General features: G+C 51.0%; 16 protein-coding genes. 11 read left to right on the top strand and 5 right to left on the bottom strand.

The window, feature by feature from the left end:
• Positions 1–42: 42 nt before the first annotated feature.
• Together OGV94_RS22400 and OGV94_RS22395 are read right to left on the bottom strand one after the other, a co-directional pair.
• Entirely contained in the window at positions 43–1,404 is a 1,362-nt protein-coding gene (locus tag OGV94_RS22400; protein ID WP_221922597.1) for a hypothetical protein, read from the bottom strand.
• Positions 1,405–1,727: 323 nt separating this feature from the next.
• Entirely contained in the window at positions 1,728–3,095 is a 1,368-nt protein-coding gene (locus OGV94_RS22395; protein ID WP_221922598.1) for a hypothetical protein, read from the bottom strand.
• Between the two features lie 563 nt (positions 3,096–3,658).
• Between OGV94_RS22395 and OGV94_RS22390 the strand changes: the two genes are divergently transcribed.
• The 7 genes from OGV94_RS22390 (at position 3,659) to OGV94_RS22360 (ending at position 10,889) form a co-directional block, all read left to right on the top strand.
• Complete coding sequence (locus tag OGV94_RS22390) at positions 3,659–3,895, top strand: hypothetical protein (RefSeq protein ID WP_162267364.1); 237 nt, start codon at positions 3,659–3,661, stop codon at positions 3,893–3,895.
• Entirely contained in the window at positions 3,810–5,417 is a 1,608-nt protein-coding gene (gene dppA / locus OGV94_RS22385) for a dipeptide ABC transporter periplasmic-binding protein DppA (protein ID WP_043018669.1), read from the top strand. Before OGV94_RS22390 ends, dppA begins: the two co-directional genes overlap by 86 nt.
• A gap of 166 nt (positions 5,418–5,583) precedes the next feature.
• Positions 5,584–6,603 carry a dipeptide ABC transporter permease DppB gene (dppB, locus tag OGV94_RS22380; RefSeq protein ID WP_003837733.1) on the top strand — a complete coding sequence of 340 codons (1,020 nt, stop codon included), beginning with the start codon at positions 5,584–5,586 and terminating at the stop codon, positions 6,601–6,603.
• Positions 6,604–6,612: 9 nt separating this feature from the next.
• Positions 6,613–7,515: a dipeptide ABC transporter permease DppC gene (gene dppC / locus OGV94_RS22375; RefSeq protein ID WP_043018668.1), complete on the top strand. Its 903-nt coding sequence runs from the start codon at positions 6,613–6,615 to the stop codon at positions 7,513–7,515.
• A 10-nt stretch (positions 7,516–7,525) separates the two neighbouring features.
• The gene (gene dppD / locus OGV94_RS22370) at positions 7,526–8,509 is read left to right on the top strand and encodes a dipeptide ABC transporter ATP-binding protein (RefSeq protein ID WP_005133837.1); all 984 of its coding nucleotides are present in this window, start codon (positions 7,526–7,528) and stop codon (positions 8,507–8,509) included.
• A complete protein-coding gene (gene dppF, locus OGV94_RS22365; protein WP_043018667.1) occupies positions 8,506–9,510 on the top strand; it encodes a dipeptide ABC transporter ATP-binding subunit DppF in 1,005 nt (334 codons plus the stop codon). The genes dppD and dppF overlap by 4 nt, the downstream gene beginning before the upstream one ends.
• Before the next feature lie 176 nt (positions 9,511–9,686).
• Entirely contained in the window at positions 9,687–10,889 is a 1,203-nt protein-coding gene (locus OGV94_RS22360) for a sigma-54 interaction domain-containing protein (protein WP_221922599.1), read from the top strand.
• Between the two features lie 35 nt (positions 10,890–10,924).
• Here the strand turns inward: OGV94_RS22360 and OGV94_RS22355 are convergent, their stop codons facing one another.
• Both OGV94_RS22355 and megL read right to left on the bottom strand, forming a co-directional pair.
• Complete coding sequence (locus OGV94_RS22355; protein ID WP_043018665.1) at positions 10,925–12,223, bottom strand: aromatic amino acid transport family protein; 1,299 nt, start codon at positions 12,221–12,223, stop codon at positions 10,925–10,927.
• A gap of 117 nt (positions 12,224–12,340) precedes the next feature.
• Positions 12,341–13,537 carry a methionine gamma-lyase gene (gene megL, locus OGV94_RS22350; protein ID WP_043018664.1) on the bottom strand — a complete coding sequence of 399 codons (1,197 nt, stop codon included), beginning with the start codon at positions 13,535–13,537 and terminating at the stop codon, positions 12,341–12,343.
• A gap of 426 nt (positions 13,538–13,963) precedes the next feature.
• Here megL and OGV94_RS22345 point away from each other — a divergent pair, with 426 nt between their 5' ends.
• From OGV94_RS22345 to OGV94_RS22330, 4 genes are all read left to right on the top strand, one after another.
• Positions 13,964–14,071, top strand: coding sequence for a type I toxin-antitoxin system toxin Ldr family protein (locus OGV94_RS22345; protein ID WP_043018663.1), 108 nt, complete (start codon positions 13,964–13,966; stop codon positions 14,069–14,071).
• 225 nt (positions 14,072–14,296) lie between these two features.
• The gene (hmsP, locus tag OGV94_RS22340) at positions 14,297–16,303 is read left to right on the top strand and encodes a biofilm formation regulator HmsP (protein ID WP_047408009.1); all 2,007 of its coding nucleotides are present in this window, start codon (positions 14,297–14,299) and stop codon (positions 16,301–16,303) included.
• Between the two features lie 157 nt (positions 16,304–16,460).
• A complete protein-coding gene (gene dctA, locus OGV94_RS22335) occupies positions 16,461–17,747 on the top strand; it encodes a C4-dicarboxylate transporter DctC (RefSeq protein ID WP_003827429.1) in 1,287 nt (428 codons plus the stop codon).
• A gap of 222 nt (positions 17,748–17,969) precedes the next feature.
• A complete protein-coding gene (locus OGV94_RS22330; protein ID WP_043018661.1) occupies positions 17,970–19,463 on the top strand; it encodes a M16 family metallopeptidase in 1,494 nt (497 codons plus the stop codon).
• A gap of 49 nt (positions 19,464–19,512) precedes the next feature.
• Here OGV94_RS22330 and kdgK read toward each other — a convergent pair whose 3' ends face one another.
• On the bottom strand, positions 19,513–20,442 hold the full coding sequence (gene kdgK, locus OGV94_RS22325; protein WP_172862489.1) for a 2-dehydro-3-deoxygluconokinase: 930 nt from the start codon (positions 20,440–20,442) through the stop codon (positions 19,513–19,515).
• Positions 20,443–20,531: the final 89 nt, after the last annotated feature.

The raw sequence follows: 20,531 nt of genomic DNA, 5'->3' as shown, positions 1-20,531 counted from the left end.
CAAAACCCTGCTCAACGAGCAGGGTTTTTTGCTTTAGCGCCATCAGGCAACGGCTGAACCGCTCAGATCAACATACCAGCCGTCATCACCGCGCGTTACCGCTGTGATTTCCCAGTCAGCCGGGGCATTCAGTAGTGAAACGTTTAGTTCATCGGTTGAAGCATTCTCGATGATAAGCCCGCAGTCGCCGGTCCAGGTGACGGTCGAGCCATCCTCACTCAGCGAACCATAACGCAGGTTGCATTCATGGTAATCAAGTTTAGAGGCGCTATAGGGGGCAATGCACAGCAAGCCAGGCTGGGTATCCGGTTTGCTCATACAAAAAGAGGTATAATCTCGCGGGTTGAATTGGATAAGATCGGTAATAAACTCGCTTTGGAGGACAAAACCTTCCCAGTTTTCGGCGTCTACTGTATTCGTCAGGCGCACAAAAACCGGCACGGCATTACTTGTATAAACTGCGGTTACAGCAGCTGAGGTGTGGTTTAATGCGACAGGAATATTATCCACACCCGTATTGGTGATCAAGTTTCGGAACTCATTGAAGTCAAAACCTACGCCATCTGTAGGGTAAGGTGTTGTGAAAAAAAACAGCGGTGAATTTGCTGTACTAAAAATTGATGCTGATTGGTACAGCCAGTTATTTGCATCATCTTTTAAATTCACGCTGAACTGAGTGCTTAAAACTGACATGTCACCGCGATATTCCTCTTGATCGTAAAAAAAACTATGGTCGTAGTTTTCTACAATGTATTCATAGTGAACAATAAAATGGTTATCACTCAGTTTCTCAATTGTATAGGGCAATACACTGACATCTGGCGTTAGGGTAATCGTCTCTGATTCAGGTAAATAAGTGACGGTAACGCTGGCTAATTTATCGTAACTGGATTGACAGCCATCGGGATATTTTGCCGTCGTAGCCTCGGCAGTCAGTGAGGTAGACTCAGAAAGCTGCGTTTCCGGGTTTAAAAAAACCATAACGCCAGGGATGTTTTGCTGGGTATGATTAAAATAACAATCCGTGTTAATATGGGGTAATGACGAAACAGATGAATCAATAGATGTCCTGAAGTTATTGAGTTTGTTAGTCACATCCATGCTGACAATAATTTCATTTTCAGGTAGGGAAATTGCAAAAACGCCAGATAAGTTCTCAATATTATTTGTCAGTACTGTCAGGTCGCTGACATCCTCATTAATAAAAAGCTCTGAACGATAAGGAACAACATACTCATTTTCCTGAACAGCATCAATACTCTGAAGAAAAAGTTTATTCCCGTTTACCTTAACCGAACGAAATGCCCAGATACCATACTCAAAGACATCTAATACTTTATGCACTGGCAGGGTAATGGATGTGCCCTGAAAATTGGTCTCAGTATAAAAAATCATATCGCTCATTATATTTCTCCATTTCATATTTAATTGTGGATGCGGCTGGTTGTTGGCCGTGAATCAAATTTAATGGAGAAAGATGAGTTGAATGAAATCACATCCGATAAAAATCATTTTATTTATAATTTTTATAGAAAAAGGCGGTTGCCTCAATGATTCTGTGTGATTTAATGGGAGGATGTGATGTCGGCTGTTGAGGCCAACGCGCCAATTTTCACTCAGGTTTTGCCCCTTATAATGCGAACTGGAGATAAGTTTGAAAGCATAAAAAAGCCTCATCAGAGAATCGATGAGGCTTTTGTCGTCTTATAAAAGGAGATGATTGCCTATCAGGCAGGAACAGAGCCGCTCAGATCAACGTACCAGCAGTCGTCACCGCGTGTTACGGCTGTAATCACCCAATCTGCAGGAGCATCACTACCCAGCGACAGGGTCAGAGTATCAGTGGAAGCATATTCAATATTAACCGATGTTGTACCCTTCCAGGTCGCAGTGGAATCCGTTTCATCCAGAGAGCCATAGCGTAAGACACAAATGCGGTAATCCTGGCGCTGGTCCTCATAAGAGGTGACGCACATCATCCCCGGCTGGGTTCGGGCTGGATTGTTTGAGCAGAAGGTGGTGTAGACAGTCGGCTGCGAGCTTTCCACTAACATTGATGTTGCAAACTCGCTCTCAATGACAAAGCCCTTCCAGTCATTCGGGTTGGTGATATTGGTCAGGCGTAGGAAAACCGGAATGACGTTTGCACTGACTATGGATCTCACTGCGTTAGAGGTCGTAGAATCAAAAATAGCGCCTAAATTGGGTACGCCATCGGTAATAACCTGGCTCTTATAGGTGCTGAAATCATAATTTACATCACCAGGGTTATAAGTGGTTTGCGCCCAATAGAATGGATAGTTAACATCATGAATCAGTTTTGCTGAGTTATAAATAAAGTTTCCATCAGCGTCACGGAGTTCTGCCAGAGTGTTTTCAAGCTGAATATCAATAGCTCCACGATACTCGTCACCAGGGTAGTAACAAACATGAATGTCGCCCTTGGGCTGGAAGCGGAAGCGCACCATAAAGTGGTAATCGTCAAATTTATCTACGCTGAGAGTGATAACATCACTTGTAAAATCGACAGAGAGTGATTTATCGACTGAATCATAGTTGAGCGTAAGTGGTGTATCCATTCCAACTGTCGTATTTGTTAGCTTTTCAGCGAGACGAATTGGTCTGGTATATGAGCTCAGAGTCATTTTGAGTGTTGTTAAACTGTCCGGATTCATAATTGCCATTGTACCCGGAATAGTTTCTGTCGAAAACTGGTCATAGCAGACTCCAGTATTATTTGTAGTAACTGGAGCCCAGGCGTCTCCCTGAGAGCAATATCCTGCAAAGGCTGTTGTTGATTCCATGCTTACGATGATATCGTTACTAAGCAAGTTAATGGCATTGATTTTGAGTACATTCGCCGTGTCACCGATAATAGTAGTAAAATCGGTAATGTCTTCATTGAAATACATCTCCTCGGTACCTACGGGATCGTAGGTTTCAAAAGTCACGGTAGTAAACAATTTATTGCCATTCAGCTTTGCCGAACGATAATTCCACGTTTTAACTAAAAATAAGTTAATAGTGTCACGTGATGATAAAGTGAAACTCTCTCCCTGAAAATTAGCTTCAGTATAAAAAATCATGTCACTCATTGTATTTCTCCATTTCATATTTAATTTTGGATACGGCGGGTTGTTGGCCGTGAATAAAATTTAATGGAGGTAACAGCAATGAATGAAATCACATCAGATAAAAATGGCTTTATTTATATATTTATAGAAGAACGCCATCCCCTCAATGATGCTGTGAGATTTTACGAGAGGAGATGATGTCGGCTAGTGAGGATAACGTGCCATTTTGTGACATCTTCTATTGATTTTATGTATGAGCTTGCGCTGAGAAAGGTGTCTGAACTTATGTCTGAAAGTAGCATTTTCACCTGTGCGTTTTAACGTTCACAGAAGGTCATGCTCACATATTCAGCAAAATGTGAGTTATTTTTCATAATCTGCGTAAAATTTATACTCTAAGTGTTGCAATATGTTTGGTTTTTTATGCTGAGTCAGAGGGCGTAGCATAAATTTCCCTGCTGGAAATGTTTCAGAAATGTTTTTTTTATCTTTGTTCGGGATTTCTCATCCTCCGCGTAAATCAAGGCTCCCTTATTGACGTTTACACATTCTGTTGACAGATTGTAGGGCATGAGGGGCATTTCATGGAGAATCCGCACTGCAACTCAGTCGCTTATGTGAACGGAATCCCCATCCTCTTAACGCCGACCCGGCCGGGTAAAAAACAAAAAAGGCCAGGCGGTGCAAACCCACTGCAAAGGGTAAAACAACAAACATCACATTTGGAGCAGAAGAATGAGTATTTCCTTGAAGAAGTCAGGGATGCTGAAGCTTGGTCTGAGCCTGGTGGCCATGACCGTCGCAGCAAGCGTACAGGCTAAAACTCTGGTTTATTGTTCAGAAGGATCTCCTGAAGGCTTTAACCCGCAGCTTTTCACCTCTGGCACCACCTATGATGCCAGCTCCGTACCGATCTATAACCGCCTGGTTGAGTTCAAAACGGGTACAACTGAAGTCATCCCGGGCCTTGCTGAGAAGTGGGAAATCAGCGAAGACGGTAAAACCTATACTTTCCACCTGCGCCAGGGCGTGAAGTGGCAAGACAACAAAGATTTCAAACCGACGCGCGATTTAAATGCCGATGACGTGGTGTTCTCTTTCGATCGTCAGAAAAATGCCCAGAACCCGTACCACAAAGTGTCCGGCGGCAGCTATGAATACTTCGAAGGGATGGGTCTGCCAGACCTGATCGCCGAAGTGAAAAAAGTGGACGATAAAACCGTTCAGTTCGTCCTGACTCGCCCGGAAGCACCGTTCCTGGCTGACCTGGCGATGGACTTCGCTTCTATTCTTTCCAAAGAATATGCGGATAACATGCTGAAAGCCGGTTCCCCGGAGAAAGTGGATCTGAACCCTATCGGTACCGGTCCGTTCCAGCTGCAGCAGTATCAGAAAGACTCCCGTATTCTGTATAAAGCATTCGAAGGTTACTGGGGCACCAAGCCGCAGATCGACCGTCTGGTTTTCTCCATTACGCCTGACGCTTCCGTGCGTTACGCCAAGCTGCAGAAGAACGAGTGCCAGGTGATGCCGTACCCGAACCCGGCAGACATCGCGCGCATGAAGCAGGATAAAAACATCAACCTGATGGAGCAGGCCGGTCTGAACGTTGGCTACCTCTCTTTCAACACCGAGAAGAAACCGTTTGATGACGTGAAAGTCCGTCAGGCGTTGACCTACGCGGTGAACAAAGAAGCGATCATTAAAGCGGTTTATCAGGGCGCTGGCGTCGCCGCGAAGAACCTGATCCCGCCGACCATGTGGGGCTATAACGACGACGTTAAAGACTACACCTACGACCCTGAGAAAGCCAAAGCGCTGCTGAAGGAAGCCGGTCAGGATAAAGGCTTTACCGTTGAGTTGTGGGCGATGCCGGTACAGCGTCCGTACAACCCGAACGCTCGCCGTATGGCGGAGATGGTTCAGGCCGACTGGGCGAAAATTGGCGTTCAGGCCAAAATTGTGACCTACGAGTGGGGCGAGTATCTGAAACGCGCCAAAGCGGGTGAGCATCAGGCGGTGATGATGGGCTGGACCGGTGACAATGGGGATCCGGACAACTTCTTCGCCACCCTGTTCAGCTGTGCGGCAGCGAAAGACGGTTCCAACTACTCTCGCTGGTGCTACAAGCCGTTTGAAGACCTGATTCAGCCGGCGCGTGCGACTGACGATCACAACAAACGTATTGAACTGTACAAGCAAGCGCAGGTAGTTATGCACGATCAGGCTCCGGCTCTGATTGTTGCTCACTCCACCGTGTACGAACCAGTGCGTAAAGAAGTGAAAGGCTATGTGGTTGATCCATTGGGCAAACACCACTTCGAAAACGTTTCTGTCGAATAATTAAAAGCAATTAAGGAAGCGCTGCGCCCCGGTATTGTGTAGGCCGGATAAGCGCAGCGCCATCCGGCGTAATGCTTTACCCGCGATGCAGTTTGCGTGGGATAAGATTTGTGAGCAATACAGACTCACGGTTCCAGGCCGTGCGTCATTAGAGAGAATCCGGGTTATGTTGCAGTTCATTCTCCGACGTTTGGGACTCGTCATCCCCACGTTTATCGGTATCACTCTTCTCACTTTTGCCTTCGTCCATATGATCCCCGGCGATCCGGTAATGATCATGGCGGGTGAACGTGGAATCTCCCCTGAGCGTCATGCTCAACTGTTGGCTGAACTCGGTCTGGATAAACCGATGTGGCAGCAGTACCTCCACTATATCTGGGGGGTTATGCATGGTGACTTAGGTATCTCGCTGAAAAGCCGCTTACCGGTATGGGAAGAGTTCGTTCCTCGCTTTAAAGCAACGCTGGAACTCGGCGTTTGTGCGATGATTTTCGCCGTTGCGGTGGGTATTCCGGTGGGCGTACTTGCTGCTGTGAAGCGCGGCTCTATTTTCGATCACACCGCCGTTGGCCTGGCGCTGACCGGTTACTCCATGCCGATCTTCTGGTGGGGCATGATGCTGATCATGCTGGTTTCCGTGCAGTGGAACCTGACGCCGGTTTCCGGTCGGGTGAGCGACATGGTGTTCCTTGATGACTCCAATCCCCTGACCGGTTTTATGCTGATAGACACCGCCATCTGGGGGGAAGAGGGCAACTTTATTGATGCGTTGGCGCATATGGTTCTGCCGGCGATGGTGCTGGGTACCATTCCTCTGGCGGTCATTGTGCGTATGACCCGTTCATCGATGCTGGAAGTGCTGGGCGAGGATTACATTCGCACCGCGCGCGCCAAAGGCCTGACCCGTATGCGCGTCATCATTATTCACGCTCTGCGTAACGCGATGCTGCCCGTGGTAACCGTAATCGGCCTGCAGGTCGGTACGCTGCTGGCCGGAGCAATCCTGACCGAGACCATCTTCTCCTGGCCGGGGCTGGGGCGCTGGCTGATCGATGCGCTGCAACGCCGTGATTATCCGGTGGTACAGGGCGGGGTGCTGCTGGTCGCGACGATGATTATTCTCGTCAACCTGCTGGTAGACCTGCTGTACGGCGTGGTGAACCCGCGTATTCGGCATAAGAAGTAAGGGGCCATCATGTCACAGGTTACTGAAAATAAAGTTATTGCTGCACCGGTGCCAATGACTCCGCTGCAGGAGTTCTGGCACTATTTTAAACGCAACAAAGGTGCGGTTGTTGGGCTGGTGTACGTTGTGGTGATGATCCTGATTGCGGTCTTTGCGAATGTTCTCGCCCCGTATAATCCGGCTGAGCAGTTCCGTGATGCGCTGCTGGCACCACCTGCGTGGCAGGAAGGCGGTACCATGGCGCATCTGTTTGGTACAGATGATGTGGGCCGCGATGTGCTGTCCCGCCTGATGTACGGTGCGCGTCTGTCGCTGCTGGTCGGCTGTCTGGTGGTGGTGCTCTCCCTGCTGATGGGCGTGATTCTCGGGCTTATCGCCGGCTACTTTGGCGGGATTGTCGATAACGTCATTATGCGTGTGGTCGATATCATGCTGGCGTTGCCGAGCCTGTTACTGGCGCTGGTGCTGGTGGCGGTGTTTGGCCCCTCGATTGGCAACGCCGCGCTGGCGCTGACGTTCGTGGCATTGCCGCACTATGTACGTCTGACGCGCGCCGCTGTCCTTGTGGAAGTTAACCGCGACTACGTCACCGCATCCCGCGTGGCGGGAGCCGGTGCGATGCGCCAGATGTTCGTCAATATTCTTCCTAACTGTCTTGCGCCGCTGATTGTTCAGGCGTCGCTGGGTTTCTCTAACGCCATTCTCGATATGGCTGCTCTCGGCTTCCTGGGGATGGGCGCACAGCCGCCTACGCCGGAATGGGGCACCATGCTCTCTGACGTGTTGCAGTTTGCGCAAAGCGCCTGGTGGGTCGTGACCTTCCCGGGGCTGGCAATCCTGCTGACGGTGCTGGCATTTAACCTGATGGGTGACGGTCTGCGTGACGCGCTCGATCCCAAACTGAAGCAGTAAGAGGTTCGAGATGGCGTTATTAAATGTAGATAAATTATCGGTGCATTTCGGCGATGTCGGTTCCGAATTCCGCGCCGTAGACCGCATTAGCTACAGTGTGAACCAGGGTGAAGTGGTTGGCATTGTTGGGGAGTCAGGCTCTGGTAAGTCCGTCAGCTCGCTGGCGATTATGGGATTGATTGACTACCCAGGCCGGGTAATGGCCGAAAATCTGGAATTTAATGGTCGCGACCTGAAGCGCATCTCAGAGAAAGAGCGTCGCCAGTTAGTGGGCGCGGAAGTCGCGATGATCTTCCAGGACCCGATGACCAGCCTTAACCCGTGCTATACCGTTGGTTACCAGATTATGGAAGCCATCAAGGTGCACCAGGGCGGCAACAAAAAAACGCGTATTCAGCGGGCGATTGACCTGCTGACGCTGGTCGGGATCCCCGATCCGGCCTCGCGTCTGGATGTATATCCGCACCAGTTGTCCGGTGGGATGAGCCAGCGCGTCATGATCGCGATGGCGATAGCCTGTCGTCCAAAGCTGCTGATTGCCGACGAACCGACCACGGCGCTGGATGTGACTATTCAGGCGCAAATCATCGAGCTGCTGCTGGAGTTGCAGCAAAAAGAGAACATGGCGCTGGTCTTGATTACGCACGATCTGGCGCTGGTGGCCGAAGCAGCGCACAAAATTATCGTGATGTACGCCGGGCAGGTTGTGGAAACCGGGGCCGCGCAGGATATTTTCCGCGCGCCGCGTCACCCGTATACCCAGGCGTTGCTGCGCGCGTTGCCGGAGTTTGCTCAGGATAAAGCGCGTCTGGCTTCGTTGCCGGGCGTGGTGCCCGGTAAATATGACCGCCCGAACGGCTGTTTGCTGAATCCGCGCTGCCCCTATGCGACCGACAAATGCCGCGCTGAAGAACCTGAACTGAACCTGCTGGAAGGCGGTCGTCAGTCGAAATGCCACTACCCACTTGATGATGCCGGGAGGCCTGGGCTATGAGTACGCAAAAGGCCGCTTTGCCACAGCCGCTGTTGCAGGCAATTGACCTGAAAAAACACTACCCGGTGAAAAAGGGCATGTTCGCCCCGGAACGCCTGGTGAAAGCGCTGGACGGTGTCTCCTTTACCTTAGAACGCGGTAAAACATTGGCGGTGGTCGGCGAGTCGGGCTGCGGGAAATCCACCCTTGGCCGCCTGCTGACAATGATTGAAGTTCCGACCGGCGGTGAGCTGTATTACCAGGGGCAGGATCTGCTTAAGCACGACCCGCAGGCGCAGAAGCTGCGTCGGCAGAAAATCCAGATTGTGTTCCAGAACCCGTACGGTTCCCTGAACCCGCGTAAAAAAGTCGGGCAGATTCTGGAAGAGCCGCTGCTAATCAACTCCACGCTGAGCAAAGAGCAGCGTCGTGAAAAGGCGCTGGCGATGATGGCGAAAGTGGGGCTGAAAACTGAGCACTACGATCGCTATCCGCACATGTTCTCCGGCGGTCAGCGTCAGCGTATTGCCATCGCTCGCGGGCTGATGCTTGACCCGGACGTGGTGATTGCCGACGAACCGGTCTCGGCGCTGGACGTTTCCGTTCGTGCGCAGGTGCTAAACCTGATGATGGACTTGCAGCAGGAACTGGGGTTGTCATACGTCTTCATCTCCCACGACCTGTCGGTAGTTGAGCACATTGCCGATGAAGTGATGGTGATGTACTTAGGCCGCTGTGTGGAAAAAGGAACGAAGGATCAGATCTTCAATAATCCGCGTCATCCGTACACGCAGGCGCTGCTTTCCGCAACGCCGCGCCTGAACCCTGACGATCGTCGTGAGCGTATCAAGCTGACCGGTGAGCTGCCAAGCCCGCTGAATCCGCCGCCGGGCTGTGCGTTCAACGCGCGCTGCCGTCGTCGCTTTGGTCCGTGTACCCAGCTTCAGCCACAGTTGAAAGATTACGGCGGTCAACTGGTCGCCTGTTTCGCCGTTGACCAGGATGAAAACCCGCAGCAATAAACGTGGGTTATGACCCAATAACCGGAGCCTTGTGCTCCGGTTTTTTTATATTTTGTTTTTACGCCCACAATGTGAGTCCTCTGGCAGAACATTATTCCATAGCGTCTAAAATGTAGTCAGATTTTCTCTCGTCACAGAAATATCTGTTTCGCAGTTGCTAACTATCAGGAGCAAATGTGGTCACGATACGCTGGGATATTAAAACAATTGATCGTCTGTCGATGGTTGAGGATGTCCTGAAGGAATTTTCCTGCTGCGATATCAATATCATCTCGATGAAAGTCACGCCTGGACGGATCCTGATTAAATCCTGGTGCCGCCAGTTACAGGATATTTCCTGCGTGCAATCCTGTTTAAGCCAGCGCACCGATATTATTAACGTCGCTTACCTGTGCGAAGAGATAAGCGAGCTGTCGATGTCTGAGCCGGAACGCCCGCGCTATTTCTCTGACATTATTTGCAGCAGCCAGAGCATGCACTTGCTTATCGAAAAGGCGATAAAAATTGCCGACAGCAAATACACTGTTCTGATCCGCGGCGATACGGGTACCGGCAAAGAGCTGTTAGCCCGGGCTATCCATAATTCCGGGCAGCGGCGGTTTTATCCGTTTATTCCGGTCAACTGCTCTGCGCTACCTGAGTCGCTGATGGAGAGTGAATTCTTTGGCTACGAGAAAGGGGCCTTTAGCGGCGCAGACGGTAAAGGCAAAAAAGGGCTGTTTGAAATGGCCGATAAAGGCACCCTTTTTCTCGATGAATTTGGTGAAATGCCGCTGAGTTTACAGGCTAAATTACTGCGTGTTCTTCAGGATGGCGGGATCCGTCGCGTTGGCGGGGCGCAAATTATTCCGGTCAATGTGCGCATTATTGTGGCCACCAACGCCAATCTGGAAGAGAGGGTGGAACAACGTCTGCTGCGCGCGGATCTCTATTACCGCATCAACGTACTTTCACTGACTATTCCGCCTTTGCGGGAGCGTCCGCAGGATATCAGCCTGCTGATTCGCCACTTTGTGCAGAAATACGCGAAGGAATTCCAGCGGCGGATCATTCTGGATAAAGCCTGCTTTGATGCCCTGCATCATCACAGCTGGCCGGGAAACGTGCGTGAACTGGAAAATACCATTATTCGCCTGATGCTGATGGCGGAATCCGATGTTATTACGCGGGAAGAATTAGGGATGGTGAATTTGCCCGCCGTTGAGCAGGCACCGACAGAACGTCCTTTTAAAGAACAGGTTTTGTGTGCTGAACGTCAGCTTATTGAACAGATGGTGGAAGAGAATGTGTCGTCGCGGCATATTGCCAAAGCGCTGGGGGTATCACATACCACGGTACTGAATAAAATTCGCAGCTATCAACTGGAGAGTGTGGATTAAGCGCCGCCAGTGGCTGACGGCGCAGTATACGTGGATTATTCAATCAGCTTCAATAATGGCGACAGGCACAGCAGGATCCCGTACAGCAGGATGAGCCAGGTTTTCAGCCCGCGCAGTTTTTCCAGTTGCGTTACTTTATAGATCAGGAAAAACGGAATAATACACGACACAATCCCGTACAGTGGGCTACCTAACTGGAAGAACACCAGTACCGAGACGCGAAACGATACCCAAATGACCAGGGTGATAACAATAAAGGTGCAAATACCCAGTGTAAGCACCAGGGGATTAATTTTCTCGACGTCAATAACGCGACTCAGAACGTTAAGAATAATACCTTTAATCGCCTCGTGGAACCCCAGATAAATACCAAAGAATGCGGTTAATACGGCGAAGATATTCAGCACCGTGGAGGTGATATGAATAATTTGCCCTGGAATGACCTGCGCCGCCAGCGCCAGTGCGGAAATATTTTGTTCAAAGGCCGAAACGGCCTCTTCATGGCTAATAGAAAAGGTAAAAGAGAAAGAGAAAAACAGAATGACCGCAATCAGCGTAATGTAACTGATCCGATGCGTACGGATTGCCATACGCGTGGCCAGCACCCGATCCGCCACCCGTTTGCGGTAGGCGATGTTCATTGGGTTCAACACCTGAATAAACACCGCTGAGAAGAAGCAAAACGGGATGGTCAGCAGCACGTCGCGAAAGAAGACCGATGCTTCAGGGAATGCGCTGATATTAGCGAAGTTCCAGTGCGGAACCATCGCAAAACCAAACACGATGATGATACCCACTTTGACTACCACCATCGGACCGGAGATTTTGAACAGCAGTTTTTCTCCTCCGGAAGCAATGGCGACCAGCACGGCAAAAATGGCCACTTTGTAGATTATCGACTGTGAAAGATCGGCCTCGGTCAAGCCGAAGGTTTTGATATATGAGGCACTGTCAAAAACCACGGATAAGGAATAGATAAATATGCCGTGAATAATCATCAGAAAATAGATGACGCCAAGAAATACGCCCCAGTTCTTGCCTAGATAATGACTAATAATATCAGTATAATCATTACAGGTTTCACTTTCTGATAATGTTTTTAAATAAATATCCTGCACAATATAGGTTGCCGGATAGGCAATAATAAAGGCGACAATGAATACCCAAATGCCTGTCAAACCTATTTGTACCGGCATCAGTACCGTTCCGGCGCCAATTGCCATGCCGATGCACAGCAATACCCAGCCAAAATCGTATTTCGTGAATGGTATTTTCTTTGAGAATGGTACGGCGGTTGCTGTATTGTTGCTTAGTTGTAGTGTGTTGTCCTGCATAGAACCCCCTGCCCAAAATACGCGCTCCCCCCGAAACAGGATTGCGCGTATTGCCAGACTGTTGTGCCTTGATTCTCAACAACCTGAACCGATCTGCGTCGGTTCAGGTCATAATGGTCAGAATGTTGCCTTTCTGATGGCGTGTTCAAGGTCGTTAATAATATCTTCTGGATCTTCAAGACCCACAGAAAGACGGATAAGCCCGTCGGTAATACCTGCTTTAAGCCGCTCCTCTGGCGCAACGGGCGAATGTGTCATAGACGCTGGGTGCTGAATGAGGGTTTCGGTATCACCGAGACTGACCGCGAGGAGGCACAATTCTACAGAATTGATCATCCGTCTGCCAGCCTCGAGGCCACCAGCGATTTCGAAGCTGATGATTCCTCCTGGCAAGCTCATCTGCCGCTGACCCAGCTCATACTGCGGATGCGAAGACAGGCCAGGATAATAGACCCGGGTAATGGACGGATGCCCTTCGAGGAAGCGGGCGATTTTCAACGCGTTTTCACAGTGGCGCTCCATACGAATACCCAGCGTTTTAACGCCGCGCAGCGTCAACCAGGCGTTGAACGGACTCATGCAGCCGCCGGTGATATCTTTCAGCCCAACAAACCGAGCCTGGTCGATAAACTCCTGCTTGCCGACGATAATGCCGCCAATCACGTCCCCGTGGCCGTTGATATATTTAGTGACGCTGTGCACCACGATGTCTGCGCCCAGTTGCAAAGGCTGCTGACAGTAGGGCGACATAAAGGTGTTATCCACCACCAGCAATGTGCCTTGCTGATGGGCAATGCCGGCCACCGTTTCAATATCAACCAATGAGAGCGTCGGGTTAGCGGGTGTTTCGATATACACCACTTTGGTTTCCGGACGCATGGCGGCGCGAATTTCTTCAGGCTTAGCCGCATCGACAAAGCTGACGTTAATGCCAAACTTCGGCATGCTGTGCGACAAAAACGCGTGGGTACAGCCGTAAATCGCGCTGGCGGAAACAATATGGTCGCCCTGCTGGCATAACGTCAGCAGCGTTGTGGTGATGGCAGAAATACCGGACGCGGTTGCCAGCCCGGCTTCACCTCTTTCCAGTACCGCCAGCTTTTTCTCCAGCGCATCGGTGGTGGGGTTACCCAGGCGGGTGTAAATGTACCCGGACTCTTCGAGCGCAAAGCGGGCGGCACCTTGTTCGGCGCTGTCAAAAACAAACGTTGAAGTCTGGAAAATAGGCGTACTGAGCGCGCCAGTTGAAGGGTCGGGTTGTTGCCCCGCGTGAACGATCTGGGTGTTGAATCCGTAAGTACGACAGTCAGACATGATATCTCCTTTAATTCGGAACAGAACAGCTCACAGTCAAATAGCAATCGCTGTGCCAGAAATTGAATTAATAGATATCAATGGGTTATGTGTTTTCCTGGATTGATAGTCGGCAGGAATGTTGCCAACTGGCAAGAATCTTTCCAGCGTACTGGCGAGAAAAAAGGGTGAAATGCGAGGCGCTACGCAGAGCGGAATATTGCGCAGTGATATGGCTAGTGGGCTACCGTAGAATCAGCGGCAAGCCGGGAATTCCCGGTGAGGCGCAATGTTGCGGGGGCTTGATCCCCGGCGGCATCGGTTGCTGGAAAGAGAAAACCCCCGCACGTTGTTCGGTATAAACCTGGCAACAAAACGGGGGCTGACTTGAACCTGAACAACTCAAGGATAGCCGTGAACAGTTGCCATTGCAACACAGGCGGCTATATGACGCTCGCACAGTTAGGCGTGGCCTTCTGGCACGATTTAGCGGCTCCAGTCATCGCTGGCATTATTGCCAGCCTGATTGTGAGCTGGCTGCGTAACAGAAAGTAATGCGCTTTGTGGGCGTCTGTCTGCCGCGATGGCAACATGCGCCCGAACCAGGCCGCAGGGGCGACCTTGCGGCCTTTTTCGGCTTAAATGCAGATAAATCTCGTCGTCAGGTGCCTATCCTGTCGCGATAATGCATGCTGGGAAGTTTTCAGATACCGCCTCTCTTAATACCGCCACGATCGGGTATACTCTGACGGCAGTTTCGTCTATCCGTGGAGAGTCAGTTTGCGTGTCAGTCGCTCGTTAACAATTAAGCAGATGGCAATGGTTGCGGCCGTTGTCATGGTGTTTGTGTTTATTTTTTGCACCGTTTTGTTGTTCCATTTGGTCCAGCAGAACCGCTATAACACGGCTACGCAACTGGAAAGTATCGCTCGCTCCGTCCGTGAGCCTCTGTCGGGCACAATCCTGAAAGGGGATATTCCCGAAGCGGAAGCCATTTTAAGAAGTATTCGGCCTGCAGGCGTGGTCAGTCGTGCCGATGTGGTGCTGCCCAATCAGTTTCAGGCGTTGCGCATGAGCTTTATCCCTGAGCGTCCGGTTCCGGTTACGGTGACCCGTCTGTTTGAGCTTCCGGTACAAATCTCGCTACCGGTCTATTCTCTTGAGCGTTCAGCGAACCCGCAACCGCTGGCGTATCTGGTGCTGCAGGCGGATTCTTACCGCATGTATAAGTTCGTGATGAGTACGCTCTCAACGTTAGTGACCATTTACTTACTTCTATCGTTAATCCTCACAATAGCCATCTCATGGTGTATTAACCGATTGATTTTGCATCCATTACGTAAAATAGCACGTGAGTTAAACGATATTCCCCAACAGAATCTGATTGGCTATCAGCTGACGCTGCCGCGTCTGCATCAGGATGATGAGATTGGCCTGCTGGTGCGTAGCTACAACCTCAATCAGCAGCTGATTCAGCGCCACAGTGAAGAACAAAGCGACAATTCAATGCGGTTCCCGGTTTCCGAACTGCCCAACAAGTCGTTTCTGATGGAACTGCTGGAGCAGGTTGTTACCCGCCAGCAGACGACGGCGCTGATGATTGTCACCTGCGAAACCCTGCGTGATACCGCGGGTGTGTTATCCGAGACCCAGCGGGAAATCCTGTTGCTTACGCTGGTTGAAAAGCTGAAGTCAGTATTGGCCCCCAGAATGGTGCTTACCCAGGTGAGCGGCTATGACTTTGCCATCCTCGCACATGGCGTAAAAGAGCCCTGGCACGCGATTACGCTAGGTCAGCAAGTACTTACTATCGTTAATGAGCGATTACCGATTCAGGGTATTCAACTCCGTCCTGCCTGCAACATTGGGGTGGCGATGTTTAATGGCGATTTGACCGCAGAACAGCTATACCGCCGGGCGCTCTCAGCCGTGTTAACGTCGCGCCACAAAGGTAAAAACCAGATTCAGTTCTTTGATCCGTTGCAAATGGAAGAGGCGCAGCAGCGTTTGACGGAAGAGAACGATATTCTTACCGCGCTGGATAACCGTCAGTTTGCGCTCTGGATGCAGCCGCAGGTGGAGATGTCTAGCGGTAAGGTATTGAGCGCAGAAGCATTATTGCGAATGCAGCAGCCGGACGGAAGTTGGGAGCTGCCAGAAGGGTTAATCGACAGGATTGAGTCCTGTGGTCTGATGGTAACGGTCGGTTACTGGGTGCTGGAAGAGACATGCCGCCAGCTGTCAGCCTGGCAGGAACGCGGCCTGATGCTGCCTCTGTCGGTGAACCTGTCTGCGCTACAGCTGATGCACCCGAGTATGGTGTCGGATCTGCTGGAATTGTTAAATCGCTATCGCATCAAGCCAGGGACGTTGATTCTGGAAGTGACCGAAAGCCGGCATATTGATGATCCTAATGCCGCTGTGGCTATTTTACGCCCACTGCGCAACGCAGGCGTGCGTATCGCACTGGACGATTTTGGCATGGGGTATGCCGGTCTGCGACAGCTGCAGCATATGAAGTCGTTACCGGTAGATGTACTTAAAATCGATAAGATGTTTGTCGATGGCGTTCCTGAAGATTGCAGCATGATCTCCGCCATTATTCAGCTGGCTCATAGCCTTAATTTGCAGATGATCGCCGAAGGCGTCGAAACCGAAGCGCAACGCGAATGGTTATCACAAGCCGGAGTTGAAGTGGCGCAAGGGTTCCTGTTTGCAAGGCCGGTCCCGGCAAATATCTTCGAAGAACGTTATCTGACGCCGGAAAACGCTGATTACAAAAGTTAAAAAAGGTCTCGCTTGTGCGAGCCAGCTCAAAATTTTTAACATTTCTGTATCAATTATGATCCAGGTGCATTTCTGTCATGTTGAGTGGGTGTTACTTTAAGGCCGCAGGTTAAACAAAACCTTACAAGACCTGTGGTTTTTACTTTAAGGACACCCTATGAAAACCTCTATATTCAAAAGCCTTTACTTTCAGGTCCTGACAGCAATTGCCATAGGTATTCTCCTTGGCCATTTCTATCCTGAATTAGGCGCACAAATGAAGCCGCTTGGTGATGCTTTCGTTAAGCTCATCAAAATGGTCATCGCACCTGTCATCTTCTGTACTGTCGTTACCGGCATTGCAGGCATGGAAAGTATGAAAGCCGTAGGCCGCACCGGTGCGGTTGCACTGCTTTATTTTGAAATTGTCAGTACGATTGCGCTGATCATCGGCCTTATCATCGTCAACGTGGTGCAACCCGGTGCCGGGATGAACGTCGATCCGGCGACGCTGGATGCCAAAGCGGTTGCAATGTATGCAGAGCAGGCAAAAGACCAGGGGATCGTAGGTTTCCTGATGGATATTATCCCGGCGAGCGTCATTGGCGCGTTTGCCAGCGGTAACATCCTGCAGGTATTGCTGTTTGCAGTAATGTTTGGTTTTGCGCTGCATCGTCTGGGTAGCAAAGGCCAGATGATTTTCAACGTGATTGAAAGTTTCTCACAGGTTATTTTCGGCATCATCAATATGATCATGCGCCTGGCGCCGATCGGTGCTTTCGGTGCCATGGCCTTTACCATCGGTAAATATGGCGTCGGGACGCTGGTCCAACTGGGTCAGTTGATCATCTGCTTCTACATCACCTGTATTTTGTTCGTGGTGCTGGTGCTGGGCTCAATTGCGCGCGCAACCGGCTTCAGTATCTTTAAATTCATCCGCTATATCCGTGAAGAACTGCTGATCGTTCTGGGGACTTCCTCTTCCGAGTCCGCGCTACCGCGCATGCTCGATAAGATGGAAAAACTGGGCTGTCGGAAGTCGGTTGTCGGATTGGTTATACCCACGGGCTACTCGTTTAACCTTGATGGGACATCAATCTATCTGACGATGGCGGCGGTGTTTATCGCACAGGCCACCAACAGCCATATGGATATCTTCCATCAGATAACCCTGTTGGTAGTACTCCTGCTCTCCTCAAAAGGTGCTGCGGGTGTGACCGGGAGTGGCTTTATTGTTCTGGCCGCGACTATCTCTGCGGTGGGGCATTTGCCGGTTGCAGGTCTGGCGCTGATTCTCGGTATTGACCGCTTCATGTCAGAAGCCCGTGCGCTGACCAACCTGATTGGTAACGGTGTTGCAACTGTCGTTGTGGCTAAATGGGTGAAAGAATTGGACACCAAAAAGCTGGATGATACGTTGAATAACCGTGCGCCGGATGGCAAAACGCACGATTTATCCTCTTAATCTCGTCACTTATGCCCGTAGTCCCTTCCAGGACTGCGGGTGTTTGCGCATAATTACCCCCTGTGCCTGAAACTGCCGATTCGGCGGCGTCGGGATTTTTTCACTTCCTCCGTGACATTTTTATGTTCTTGCGGTCTAACACGAAGTGTTTTTAACGTCATATTCAGAGAGTCCTTTCACGGGCTGTCTTTTTATTTCCAGGATAGTTGATCAGGGGTTCACATGCAGGGCACAAAAATTCGACTTTTAGCGGGCGGCTTGCTGATGATGGCCACTGCCGGCTATGTGCAGGCAGATGCGCTCCAGCCTGACCCGGCGTGGCAACAGGGTACGCTGGCAAATGGTTTACAGTGGCAAGTCTTGGCCACTCCCCAGCGCCCCAGCGACCGTATTGAGGTTCGCCTGCTGGTTAATACCGGTTCACTCACCGAAAGTACGCAACAGAGTGGTTTCAGCCATGCGATCCCACGTATCGCGCTGACGCAAAGCGGCGGCCTCGACGCCACGCAAGCCCGTTCACTTTGGCAGCAGGGGTTCGATCCCAAACGTCCCATGCCGCCCGTTATCGTTTCCTATGATTCCACGCTGTATAACCTCAGTCTGCCTAACAGCCGTAACGATCTGCTGAAAGAGTCGCTTTCATATCTGGCCAATATTTCCGGCAATTTGAGCATTACCCCTGAAACGGTCAATCATGCGCTGAGTAGTGAAGACATGGTGGCAACCTGGCCGTCAGATACCAAAGAGGGATGGTGGCGCTATCGCCTGAAGGGATCGACGCTGCTGGGTCATGATCCAGCCGATCCGCTGAAAACGCCTGTCGATGCGACGAAAATCCAGTCCTTCTACCAGAAATGGTATACCCCGGATGCGATGACGCTGATTATCGTCGGTAACGTAGATGCGCGCAGCGTGGCTGAGCAAATCAACAAAACCTTTGGCGAGTTAAAAGGTAAACGCGAAACCCCGGCGCCGGTACCGACGCTCTCTCCGCTGCGTGCAGAGGCTGTGAGCATCATGACTGATGCGGTACGTCAGGATCGTCTGTCTATTATGTGGGATACGCCGTGGCAGCCGATCCGTGAATCTGCCGCACTGCTACGTTACTGGCGCGCTGATTTAGCTCGCGAAGCGTTGTTCTGGCACATTCAGCAGGAGCTCACCAAAAACAATGCCAAAGACATTGGCCTTGGATTCGACTGTCGGGTGCTGTTCCTGCGCGCGCAGTGCGCCATCAACGTTGAATCACCGAACGGTAAGCTGAATGCGAACCTCGGTACGGTTGCGCGTGAGCTGGCCAAAGTGCGTGATAAGGGGCTGCCGGAAGAAGAGTTTAATGCGCTGGTGGCGCAAAAGAATCTGGAACTGCAGAAGCTGTTTGCCACCTATGGTCGCACCGATACCGATATTTTGATCAGCCAGCGTTTGCGCTCACTGCAAAATCAGGTGGTGGATATTGCGCCTGAACAGTATCAGCGTTTACGCCAGAGCTTCCTGAACAGCCTGAGCGTTGAGATGCTGAATCAGGACCTGCGTCAGCAACTGTCGCAAGACATGGCGTTAATCCTGCTGCAGCCAAAGGGTGAGCCTGAATTCAATATGAAGGATCTGCAGGCGACGTGGGATAGCATTATGGCGCCGGTTACCGCAGCGGCAACCTCGGTTGAGACGGATGAATCACATCCTGAAGTGTCGGACATCCCGCCGGTACAGTAGACCTGTAGGCCGGGCAAGCTAAGCGCCCCCGGCCTACAAGAACAACACGTTATTGCGGCATGGCGTCGCGGGGGATAATCGCCCCGCGATGCTGAATCACCGTGCTTGCCGTCAGGTGACCGCGTTTTGCGGCATCAGCGGCATCGCCACCGGTCAGACGTACCGCCAGATACCCGGCGCTGAAGGAGTCTCCCGCAGCGGTGGTATCGATCACCTTCTCTTTCGGTAGTTTTACGGCCGGAACGTCGATCAGTTCTTCGCCTGCAATGGAAACCAGGCAAGAGTCTGCGCCGCGCTTCACAACCACTTCCTGAACGCCAGCAGCGTGAGTACGGGCAATCACCTCGGCAACGGGTTTTTCACCCCACAGCGCGTCTTCATCGTCCAGCGTCAGGAACGCAATATTGGTGCATTGCAGCATCTGCTGATACACCTGCTGGGTCTCTTCTTTACTGCTCCACAGGCGTGGACGGTAGTTATTGTCAAAAATGACTTTTCCACCGTTGGCACGGCATTCACGCAGCAATGACAGCAGCTTGTCACGACTTGCCGGGCTTAAAATCGCCAGGCTGATTCCGCTCAGATACAGATAGTCAAATGTCGCCAGCTCTTCGCAAATCGCGGTGGACTGTTCGCTCTCCAGCCAGAATTTTGCGGCGGCTTCATTACGCCAGTAATAGAAGGTGCGCTCGCCGGTGCTATCGGTCTCAATGTAATAGAGGCCCGGCAGGCGGTTTTCCATGCGCTGAGTTAATGAGGTATCGACGTTTTCGCCCTGCCAGGATTCCAACATTTGTTGGCTAAAACTGTCGGTACCCAGTGCAGTCACATAGTGTACGGAAAGTGCCGCAGCATCGACCTGACGGGCGATATAAACGGATGTATTCAACGTGTCGCCACCGAATCCGCGCTGAACGTCAGCGCCTTTCTGTGACAGCTCAATCATGCATTCGCCAATCACGGCAATCTTTCTGGACATAGTCGTAACCTGCTCTGAAAAAAATTAGCGTTAGTGTGCGCTGTGGGTGTTAAGTGGTCAACTATATTAAAACATCGTTCCATTATTTT

The sequence above is a fragment of the Citrobacter sp. Ce006 genome (genome assembly GCF_030336535.1).
Lineage (GTDB): Bacteria > Pseudomonadota > Gammaproteobacteria > Enterobacterales > Enterobacteriaceae > Citrobacter > Citrobacter europaeus.
The sequence above is the reverse complement of the archived record's forward strand: the minus strand, read 5'-3'. Positions and strand labels throughout refer to the sequence as shown.

What these genes read in the sequence shown, in the direction of transcription:
- OGV94_RS22400 (WP_221922597.1), bottom strand. Translation starts at nt 1,404, where the DNA reads ATGAGCGATATGATTTTTTATACTGAGACCAATTTTCAGGGCACATCC.
- OGV94_RS22395 (WP_221922598.1), bottom strand. Translation starts at nt 3,095, where the DNA reads ATGAGTGACATGATTTTTTATACTGAAGCTAATTTTCAGGGAGAGAGT.
- OGV94_RS22390 (WP_162267364.1), top strand. Translation starts at nt 3,659, where the DNA reads ATGGAGAATCCGCACTGCAACTCAGTCGCTTATGTGAACGGAATCCCC.
- dppA (WP_043018669.1), top strand. Translation starts at nt 3,810, where the DNA reads ATGAGTATTTCCTTGAAGAAGTCAGGGATGCTGAAGCTTGGTCTGAGC.
- dppB (WP_003837733.1), top strand. Translation starts at nt 5,584, where the DNA reads ATGTTGCAGTTCATTCTCCGACGTTTGGGACTCGTCATCCCCACGTTT.
- dppC (WP_043018668.1), top strand. Translation starts at nt 6,613, where the DNA reads ATGTCACAGGTTACTGAAAATAAAGTTATTGCTGCACCGGTGCCAATG.
- dppD (WP_005133837.1), top strand. Translation starts at nt 7,526, where the DNA reads ATGGCGTTATTAAATGTAGATAAATTATCGGTGCATTTCGGCGATGTC.
- dppF (WP_043018667.1), top strand. Translation starts at nt 8,506, where the DNA reads ATGAGTACGCAAAAGGCCGCTTTGCCACAGCCGCTGTTGCAGGCAATT.
- OGV94_RS22355 (WP_043018665.1), bottom strand. Translation starts at nt 12,223, where the DNA reads ATGCAGGACAACACACTACAACTAAGCAACAATACAGCAACCGCCGTA.
- megL (WP_043018664.1), bottom strand. Translation starts at nt 13,537, where the DNA reads ATGTCTGACTGTCGTACTTACGGATTCAACACCCAGATCGTTCACGCG.
- OGV94_RS22345 (WP_043018663.1), top strand. Translation starts at nt 13,964, where the DNA reads ATGACGCTCGCACAGTTAGGCGTGGCCTTCTGGCACGATTTAGCGGCT.
- dctA (WP_003827429.1), top strand. Translation starts at nt 16,461, where the DNA reads ATGAAAACCTCTATATTCAAAAGCCTTTACTTTCAGGTCCTGACAGCA.
- OGV94_RS22330 (WP_043018661.1), top strand. Translation starts at nt 17,970, where the DNA reads ATGCAGGGCACAAAAATTCGACTTTTAGCGGGCGGCTTGCTGATGATG.
- kdgK (WP_172862489.1), bottom strand. Translation starts at nt 20,442, where the DNA reads ATGTCCAGAAAGATTGCCGTGATTGGCGAATGCATGATTGAGCTGTCA.